Source organism: Bacillus sp. AP8, assembly GCF_000321185.1.
In the GTDB taxonomy this organism is placed as follows: domain Bacteria; phylum Bacillota; class Bacilli; order Bacillales; family DSM-1321; genus Bacillus_AD; species Bacillus_AD massilioanorexius.
In genome coordinates, this window is sequence record NZ_CAPG01000055.1 from 1 (window position 1) to 8778 (window position 8778).

At 30.9% G+C, this 8778-nt stretch carries 8 protein-coding genes and 1 pseudogene; 2 read left to right on the top strand and 7 right to left on the bottom strand.

Annotation, left to right across the window (positions count from 1 at the left end; all coding sequences use genetic code 11):
• The first annotated feature begins 246 nt into the window (after window positions 1–246).
• On the top strand, window positions 247–780 hold the full coding sequence (locus tag BN349_RS14020; RefSeq protein WP_019242956.1) for a GNAT family N-acetyltransferase: 534 nt from the start codon (window positions 247–249) through the stop codon (window positions 778–780).
• 88 nt (window positions 781–868) lie between these two features.
• Here BN349_RS14020 and BN349_RS14025 read toward each other — a convergent pair whose 3' ends face one another.
• The 3 genes from BN349_RS14025 to BN349_RS14035 all read right to left on the bottom strand — a co-directional run bounded on the left by BN349_RS14025 (window position 869) and on the right by BN349_RS14035 (window position 2903).
• Window positions 869–1183 (bottom strand): DUF1048 domain-containing protein, encoded by a 315-nt coding sequence (locus BN349_RS14025; protein WP_019242957.1) that lies wholly within the window; start codon window positions 1181–1183, stop codon window positions 869–871.
• Window positions 1176–1505 (bottom strand): PadR family transcriptional regulator, encoded by a 330-nt coding sequence (locus BN349_RS14030; protein ID WP_019242958.1) that lies wholly within the window; start codon window positions 1503–1505, stop codon window positions 1176–1178. The genes BN349_RS14025 and BN349_RS14030 overlap by 8 nt, the downstream gene beginning before the upstream one ends.
• Window positions 1506–2204: 699 nt before the next feature.
• Entirely contained in the window at window positions 2205–2903 is a 699-nt protein-coding gene (locus BN349_RS14035; RefSeq protein ID WP_019242959.1) for a Crp/Fnr family transcriptional regulator, read from the bottom strand.
• A gap of 229 nt (window positions 2904–3132) precedes the next feature.
• On the opposite strand from BN349_RS14035, the gene BN349_RS14040 reads away from it, so the two are divergent.
• Window positions 3133–4320 (top strand): NupC/NupG family nucleoside CNT transporter, encoded by a 1188-nt coding sequence (locus tag BN349_RS14040; RefSeq protein ID WP_019242960.1) that lies wholly within the window; start codon window positions 3133–3135, stop codon window positions 4318–4320.
• 372 nt (window positions 4321–4692) lie between these two features.
• Here BN349_RS14040 and BN349_RS14045 read toward each other — a convergent pair whose 3' ends face one another.
• The 4 genes and pseudogenes from BN349_RS14045 to BN349_RS14060 all read right to left on the bottom strand — a co-directional run.
• Window positions 4693–5466 (bottom strand): alpha/beta fold hydrolase, encoded by a 774-nt coding sequence (locus BN349_RS14045; RefSeq protein WP_019242961.1) that lies wholly within the window; start codon window positions 5464–5466, stop codon window positions 4693–4695.
• A gap of 566 nt (window positions 5467–6032) precedes the next feature.
• Complete coding sequence (locus tag BN349_RS14050; RefSeq protein WP_026089318.1) at window positions 6033–6593, bottom strand: nucleotidyltransferase family protein; 561 nt, start codon at window positions 6591–6593, stop codon at window positions 6033–6035.
• 523 nt (window positions 6594–7116) lie between these two features.
• On the bottom strand, window positions 7117–7935 hold the full coding sequence (locus tag BN349_RS14055; protein ID WP_019242963.1) for an alpha/beta fold hydrolase: 819 nt from the start codon (window positions 7933–7935) through the stop codon (window positions 7117–7119).
• 433 nt (window positions 7936–8368) lie between these two features.
• Window positions 8369–8778 (bottom strand): annotated as a pseudogene (locus BN349_RS14060) (hypothetical protein); the annotation flags it as partial.

The following is an 8778-nucleotide window of genomic DNA, read 5'->3' on the forward strand; positions in this document are numbered from 1 at the left end:
AGAAAACGTATTCATAGTAGCATTGGATATAAAACACCACAAGCTATGGAAGAAGCAGCTAGAAAAATTGCTTAAAACCTAACTTTTTGGTGTCCAAGATATTGACCTAAATCCAATATTGGAGGTTTTTGTTTGCTAAACTTATGTTTATTACTGGTGAGTAAACTTTCTTAATGATTTATACATTAAGAAAGTACTTTGTAGAAAATTAAAAAAGAACATTTTATAGAAAATAGGAGACTATTAATGGATATCTTAATTAGACAAGAACTCACTGACGATTACACTAAGACAGAAAAAGTTGTAGAGAGAGCTTTTAAAAATGAAGAATACAGCGATAAGAAAGAACATTTCCTTGTGAATCGCCTTAGAAGATCAGATGCTTTTATTCCAGAACTTTCACTAGTTGCAGTAAACCAAGATAATGACATTATAGGTCATATCTTATTGACGAAAATACAAGTAAAAGACGATGAAAATACGGCTGATTCTCTAGCACTTGCTCCAGTTTCTGTGGCTCCTGAGTATCAAAATAAAGGTGTTGGAAGTAAATTAATTCGTGCAGCACTAAAAAAAGCAAAAGAAATTGGATATGACTCAATCATTTTATTAGGTCACAAAGATTATTATCCGAAATTTGGCTTTAAACCAGCTAGCTTGTGGAATATTAAGGCTCCATTTGATGTACCAGATGATGTGTTTATGGCTTTAGAATTAACTGAAGGCTCTCTTCAAAATACACAAGGCACTGTTCATTATTCAAAAGCATTCTTCGAATAAATACAGGTAATATACATTTTTTACAAAGAGATTGTTATATGGCAATCTCTTTTTTTGTTGAATTAACCTGTCATTGTATTTCACTCCTTTATTTCATTGAATTTCTTAATTTTTTCCTTTCTTTATCCATCCACGTTTCCTCAGGAAACTCAGCTAATAACGAATCAGCAAATTCGGCAATATCATGACCAACGACATCTTGAACACTTAAGCCTTCTCTCACACTCTCCTCGAACATCTCTAAAATATTTTTCAGATAGTGCAGCATGCCTGATCCTTTAGCGAATGTCCACATATATCTATCAATCGCCGCCATCGCTTTTTTATGTGGCTCAGGTAATTGCTGAATTCGTTTTTGATATGCTCGGTACTCTCGTTTTTCTTCCATCATTTTTTTAAACATGTCTTTTCTCCTTTATTTCATTCATTTTTTCCTCAATAAAAGACCAACGTTCCCAAAAACTCATAAGCTCTTCTTCCCCTGCAGCACTTAACGTGTTAAATTTTCGAGTTGGCCCAAGATCTGACTTTTTCTTATTAATGTTGACGAAACCTTTTTTCTCTAGACGCAGAAGAATCGTATAAACAGTGCCTTCCGCAATATCTTCAAACCCTAAATCGGTCAGGTATTTCGTAATTTCATAACCATAAGTTTCTCCTTCCCTAATCTTCTGTAGTATGATTCCTTGTAGAACTCCTTTTAGCATGGTTGTAAATTCATTCATAATTTCCCTCTTTTCTAACCACTACATAATATTACTAAGTAGTTAACGTATTAAATCTCTCACGATATCTTGTTAAAAATAATATGACAACCTCTACTTAGCATTGCTAAGTACAGCTATATAATAATACTAAGTAGTCTTCATGTCAAACCCTTTTCGCTAATTAATAGCCCTTTTTTTAATTATAAATTCTGTTCCAACCACTACTTAATATTACTAAGTACAACTACATATTAATACTAAGTAGTGGTAATGTCAAACAATTTTTGCTAGTAAATATAATTCTCCTTTTTGTCGTAACGCATAATTATGTAAATTCTGATAAGAAGGGATACATTGTAGGGGCAAAAGTAACCCCTACTATCTCCAAGTAGTATGATAGCTCCTCTATCTTATACTAGATCTACGTTCCAACCAGCCTCAAACATATTTCTAACTAGTAGAGGCAAACATTTTAGTTGGTAGGATCAATATCCTACGCACCCGTACGTTCTACTCCAGCTACTGATAGATTAAATCCAAATTAAAAAGTTCAACCAGAAAGTTCTGGCTGAACTTTTTAATAAAAACATAATTTAATCCATATTAAGCTATTACACCCATTTATTTAAGTACAATACTTCACATTCTTACCTATAACGGTTACCTTCAAATAACAAAAATATGATTATCGATATCAACATTAGAAAGACAACATTTTTATTCATATATGTTATCTTTTGCTAACTTTCGAAGCTTTTTAAGGTTTTTAATATGAATGGCACCATTCACTCTTTCAATTACCTGTTCATTACACAGTTTCTGGATTACTCGGTTTAAATGTCTATAACTAGTACCGATAATATCCGCAATATCGACTAAGCTTGAATTCTTCATTTCCTCTCGAAATAATGTTCCCTTACTATCCGTAGAAATGGACAATAGATAGCTGGCAAAGCGCACTTCAACAGGGTAAAGAACAATAAAAGTAGTAAAACTCGTTTTCGTTCTAAATTTCTGAGCAATAGATTTAAGTAAGAATTGTAGAAAGCTTGGATTGTTACCGATTGTTTCTTTTACGTTTTTGTACGAAATACACAAAGCCATACAATCTGTGCTAGCTTCTACTGAATTCATAGCTACTTCTTCATTCGCGAATTCTATATCCCCTAACGTTACAGGAGCTTTAAGAAACCGTATTATCAATCTTTTATCTTCGGGTGTCATCGTAAAAATTTTTACTTTCCCTTCAACAAGAAATAAAATTTTCTGAAGAGGTTCACCTGCCGTTATAATATTTTCTCCTTTAGTAAAACTACATAACTGTATTTTATTTATATCAAGCGAAGAAAAGAATACATTTAAGTTATTCTTTTCGAGATATGAATAAATTAATGGTTTATTATCAATTATTCGCATCTTTCTTCTTCCTCTAATTTTGTATTTAGTAGGTTATTAACATCCTATCCTATACTCTAAAATAAATAACCTCCGAAGTAATATTTTAATGGCAAATCATTTTTAGTATGTAGGACATATGTCCTTGTGTTCATTTTTGAATATAAGTAATATACATACGGTGGTAAGAGACAGTTGCAAATTGTTTTATTATTTTTTCCTAGATTATTTTAAGAAAGAGGGATATTTTTTGTTCAGTATTCTACTTGGTATTGTTGCAATTGTTTTATTAATTGGTTTTTCTTACTTAATTTCTAATGACAAGAAAAATATTAATTTTAGAGCTGTCATAATTATGCTTGGAATTCAATTCATTCTTACTTGGTTACTTCTAAAAACGACCATAGGTTTGAAGGTGATTGATACAATTGCTACTGGTTTTAATAAGTTATTGGATTATGGAATGGAAGGTGTAAATTTCATTGTAGAAGGTTGGATTCCAGACGGAGGATCACCTTTCTTTATTAATGTATTACTTATTCTAGTCTTCACGTCAGCTTTCCTTTCATTATTAACGCATTTAAAAATCCTTCCTTATATTATTAAATATGTAGGTGGATTATTATCGAAAGTTACAGGATTACCTCACGTTGAGAGTTTCAATGCAATCAATTCTGTTTTCTTTGGTCAAGCAGATGCTATTCTTGCAATTAAAACACATATTAAAGATTTAAAGAAAAATCGGTTATTCATCATTTCTACTTCTGCAATGGCAAGTGTTTCAGCTGCTCTTATCGCTTCTTATATGACAATGTTACCAGCGAAATTTGTTTTAATCGCGGTCGTATTGAATGTTTTCAGTGCATTAATACTAGCTTCTATAATAGCGCCTGTAAAAGTTTCAAAAGAAGAAGGATCAATTGATATAAATGATATGATTCATACGAAAAATATCTTTGATGCAATCGGATCTGGAGCTATGGATGGTGGAAAGGTAGCTCTTATTGTAAGTGTCATGTTAATTGCGTATTTAGGATTACTTGCATTGGTAAACGGAATATTCAATAGTATATTTGGAATGGATTTAACAACTATGGTTGGTTATCTTTTCTCACCAATCGCATACTTAATGGGTATTCCAAGTAGTGAAATAATTACTGCTGGTTCCGTAATGGGAACAAAGCTAATAGCTAATGAATTCGCAGCAATCATGCAATTCCAGCCTATTTTGGGAGAACTATCAGAAAAAACAGTGTCCGTTCTCTCTACGTTTCTCATTTCTTTTGCTTCAATTGGTTCTATTGGTATTATTGGTGGTGCCGTACAAGCAATTAATGGAGCAAAGGGAAAAGAGGTTAGTGCATTTGGATTAAAGATGTTACTTGTAGCAACTATGGCTTCCATCCTATCTGCTACAATAGTTGGATTATTTGTATAATCGAAAGATTATTCTTTGTTACCCTAGATAACTAACTAGAATAATTTCGAATTCTTGGTGGGAAGACAAGCCCCCCCACCAAGAATAGAATTATCCTTTTTTAAGCTTCAGTGTGTATGTTTATTTTTAGAAAAATCAAAGCAACCAAAAACGACATTAAATTCACCATTAATGTCGTTTTTGGTTAATAAAATAATAATTATGAGAGTGTTAAATATAAAACAACTAATTTTCTATACCTCTTCTAAAAAATTTGTCTCTTTTCTATATTATTATTTGTTAGAGATATTATTATATGATTGTAAGTTTTATATGTATAATCAACAAAGGTGAATGGTATTCAGTTTTTTATTCTCTATAACTAAGATTTCTTTATTTTTTATGGGTTAAAAGGAATTTATTTATTAATTCATTTAATTCAAAAGAGGCCTTTGTTGGAATTTGGTGTTTTTCCTTTTCCAAAAAAATCAAGTCATTATCAGGGAGTTTTTCGTGCAGAATACTTGCGTATTTATGAAATGATTTATCTTTCGCACCATAAATAAGTAAAACAGGTAATTTAATATCTTGAAGCTGACTTGTACAATTATATTGTAAACTATAGCGATAATACTGTTCGATATTCCTGGCATCTCCATTTATTGCTTCCTTATACAACTTTGCAAATACTTGTCGATTATTAGAATTTCCCCATGTAATGGCAAGTGATAGAAAAGGAAGAACTCTCACTTTTGCAAGTTTGGCAGCTAAAACTATTCTTTGCTTTAAATATAAATCTTTCACTTCAGACATTCCACTAATAATAATACCACCTAATGCCCTACAAGCTTTAGTTAATAGGAACTCTAAAACGACAGAACCCCCAGTTGAATATCCACAAATAAAAGCCTTCTCTATTCCTAAATAATCAAGAAGATTTGTAATATCCTCAACAATCAGTTGATATGTTATAGTCCTATTAGAATACAAACTCCTGCCATGCCCTCTTATATCAAAAGTAATAATTTTATACTTGTGAGATAGATTTTCTAATTGGTTTATAAAATTTGCACTTGTTAGCAATGGAGGATGTATGAAAACAATGGGAGTTCCTTTTCCCTTCACTGTATAATATAGATTATAACCATCTACATCCAAAGTAGGCATCTATCTAATCACCTCATTTATCTGAATACATTTACAATCCAATATAAAATGATTGTATTTTTTTGTTAGTATTATGTATCTAAAGCAGAATAAAATACTTTAAAATATGTTTTCATCTAAATTGCGATTTAAATAAATGGATTATTTAGATTATAAAATTGTAAAAAAACTAGTAGAAAATATTCCTTAGTAGTAACGGAGATTGAAAGATCAAAAACATTCATTGATTACACTTTATAATACACCTTGTTTTTTACAAAGTATCAATCATTGAAATTAACCACAAAAGGTTTTTACCTCATTGTATTCATTCAGAAGCAAACGATAAAAGGTAATTGATTTCTTTCTATAAATCCATACGATTCACAAAAAATTTATTAAATACAAAATGTTAATGTAAACATAAAGACCAAAGTTTAATTGTCTTTTTATAACGCATGATGGCACTATGAGGAATAAAAAAAAGAGCTAATCACAGCTCTTGAGATAGAGATAAAGCTCATGTTTTTCTATGTAATAATTCACAAATATACCTTTCCGAAAAATACACTAAATTCTAAATAACCTTAAGCTTCTATAGATAAGTCAATCCAAATTGTATCCCATTTTTTCTCCTGCATACGTTTACTGTATATTGAACGTAACTTGCTACTCTTTTGATAGTAGGGAGTAGGTTTTACAATCTTGTTAAACAAATCCTCTAGTCCATATGGTGCCATTATTTTCAGTTCACAATTACACATTTTCACAGCTATTGCAGTAGGTATTTCAGTAAAATGGGCTACGCCATCATAAGAAGAATTAAAAGGTTCAAATCCATTTTTCAAATGCATTCTTGCTTGATTTTTTACTGACCAGGGCTGGTTGGGAACGATAATTTCTAATTTTTTTTCTAATTCTTTTTCTGTTTCCCACGTTGTATCCATGCTATCAAAATAAATAACATCAATGTCATTTATTGGTGTATGAATGTTATGTAAAACGTCCCATACTTTATTTCTAATGAGTCCCGCAGAAATCCAAGCATCATTTACATTTAACTTCTCAACAGCTTTTAATAAAGACATTATGTAATCGTCATTTTTTATAATTTCTTTCAACCGACTTTCGTAATTAGTCACATTCATTCTCCTTAAATTATACTTCCTCTTTTTAAGCATTATAACGTAAAACTTTCTGTAGATTTAGCTGTATAAATTAGTAACATCATATTCAACGATCCTGCTCTGTTATCACTATAAAAAAAGTTGCATTCTCTTACACATAATCTACGTCCTGCGACACTACTTTTTTATACAAACATTTATATTTTTAATGATTTTTTAAGGTTTAAGTACTAATATTTAATCAATCTTTTTCAAAGTAACACCTCCTTTGTCACCAGTCTTTTTTAGGCTGGTTTTTTTATTTAATATATTACTTCACAAAAAAAGCTGTCATTTAGACGACTCTAGGTTAGTGATGATTAAGAGGGTGAATAAATGCTATTCTTAATTCCTTACTCTATTGAATGAACCCTTCTAAGATATAATTTCTCTTTTAAAAAGATTTTCTTCACGAACTAACACTGACCAGTTCTTCCAAATGAAAAAGCTACCGTTCATTCCTCATTGGTAGCTCTCTTTCACATATCAACAGTATTCTCTTTGTTTAGTAAACTGATTCTTCTATTCTATCTAACCATTCATTGATTAAAGTATTAAACACTTCTGGTTGTTCAATTTGTAAATTATGCGCCGCTCTATCTAATACAGCAAACGTTCCTCGTGGATACATTTTCATTATTTCAAGTGCATCTTGATAGCCTACAGGGGAATCTTGTCTGCCTAGCAAGAAAACACTTGGTTTATCAAACTCGGTTTGGTCAATCAAGAAAGAGAATCCATAATTACTTTTAATTTTCTTTAAAAATTTTTCATCTCTTATTTTACAACCGCTTAATATTTCCTGGTTATATCTTGACCAAGTGTACTCATCAAGTACACAATTATTCATTTCAAAGCCTTCCAGTTCCTCTTTCGATAACTTTGAAATGAATTGCTTATCCATTTTTATTATTTTATATTTCTCGACACCTCTATTTTTTAACAAAGGTACAATAACAGGACAGATAAAAGCTGCACCTAGTAATTGTTCTTCTTTTCTATTAATCACCCCTCTTGCTATATAGCCACCATAAGATTCACCGATAATAATATATTTTTGGTCAGGAATAATGGTTTGAGTAAAATCCTGCACTGCCTTTAGCATTTCATCAGAATTACGTATAGAATCATAGTTTTTTGACAGCCCCATACCAGGTAAATCGATATAAATTCGTCGATAACCCATTCTATTAGTAAAAACCGGTTCCATACAGCCAGTCATCAATCGATGATCAGGGGAAAAACCATGTATCATTATAATGGGAATACCCTCTCCTAAATCTTTATAATAAATTTCTGCTTGCTCCACTTTACAATACGGCATTACTAACCCCTCTTTCTAAAATAGCGACTAATATATAAATATTCCTTTTTACGGAAATTAATTCTTATGCAAATCTGCTCCGTTTGCGGAATAAGAAAAAAGACTGTTTATTTTGACAGTCTTAATCTTCTGCTAATGCACCCGTGTTAGTGTAAGTACATTCATACATAAATTTTGTTATCTTAAAGATTGAAATAACCAAACCTAAGAAAAAGAATATATACATCTCTATACTTATACCAATATTATGTCTTACGTTCAGTAATTTTTATGTTGACTCCTAATCCCCATTGTAAAATGTATATGAACAAAAATAACATTATTTTATTAAATCAAATTTCTTCATATCATAATAATTTTGAGCACTAAAAATTTATCACCTTCAAAGAAAGGGGATAAATTAAATACAATGGACTTAAAGAACGAACTATAATCATATATTGTTCTTTTGGAAATCTTGTTTAATTTTTTCTAATAAATCTGGTTCAGCTAACGTTGTTAAAATAAAGAAACCTATAATTTTCGCACCGTTTTCGATAACCTCTTTGATATGTCCTGTTTTCATTGCATCCACAAATTCTTTTGTATGATGTGCAAAGTAATGATCTGATACAGCTAACATTGGATGAAACGCGGGACAAATATGACTTACGTTACCAATATCAGAGCTTGCCAACATAGATCCGTCGTCTTCAGAAAAAGGAATATTTAGCTCTTTCATAACAGATCGAATAATTTCAAGTCCAGGTAAATTCAATTTCATATCAGAAAAATCAGAACTTATATTATGAAGCTCAACTTGAGTTTGAGTAGCTATAAATTTGTTTCTTATTGAGTTAACCT

Coding starts and splice junctions, on each gene's coding strand:
- BN349_RS14045 (WP_019242961.1), bottom strand. CDS start 5,466: ATGCCTACTTTGGATGTAGATGGTTATAATCTATATTATACAGTGAAG.
- BN349_RS14020 (WP_019242956.1), top strand. CDS start 247: ATGGATATCTTAATTAGACAAGAACTCACTGACGATTACACTAAGACA.
- BN349_RS14030 (WP_019242958.1), bottom strand. CDS start 1,505: ATGAATGAATTTACAACCATGCTAAAAGGAGTTCTACAAGGAATCATA.
- BN349_RS14035 (WP_019242959.1), bottom strand. CDS start 2,903: ATGCGAATAATTGATAATAAACCATTAATTTATTCATATCTCGAAAAG.
- BN349_RS14055 (WP_019242963.1), bottom strand. CDS start 7,935: ATGCCGTATTGTAAAGTGGAGCAAGCAGAAATTTATTATAAAGATTTA.
- BN349_RS14025 (WP_019242957.1), bottom strand. CDS start 1,183: ATGTTTAAAAAAATGATGGAAGAAAAACGAGAGTACCGAGCATATCAA.
- BN349_RS14050 (WP_026089318.1), bottom strand. CDS start 6,593: ATGAATGTGACTAATTACGAAAGTCGGTTGAAAGAAATTATAAAAAAT.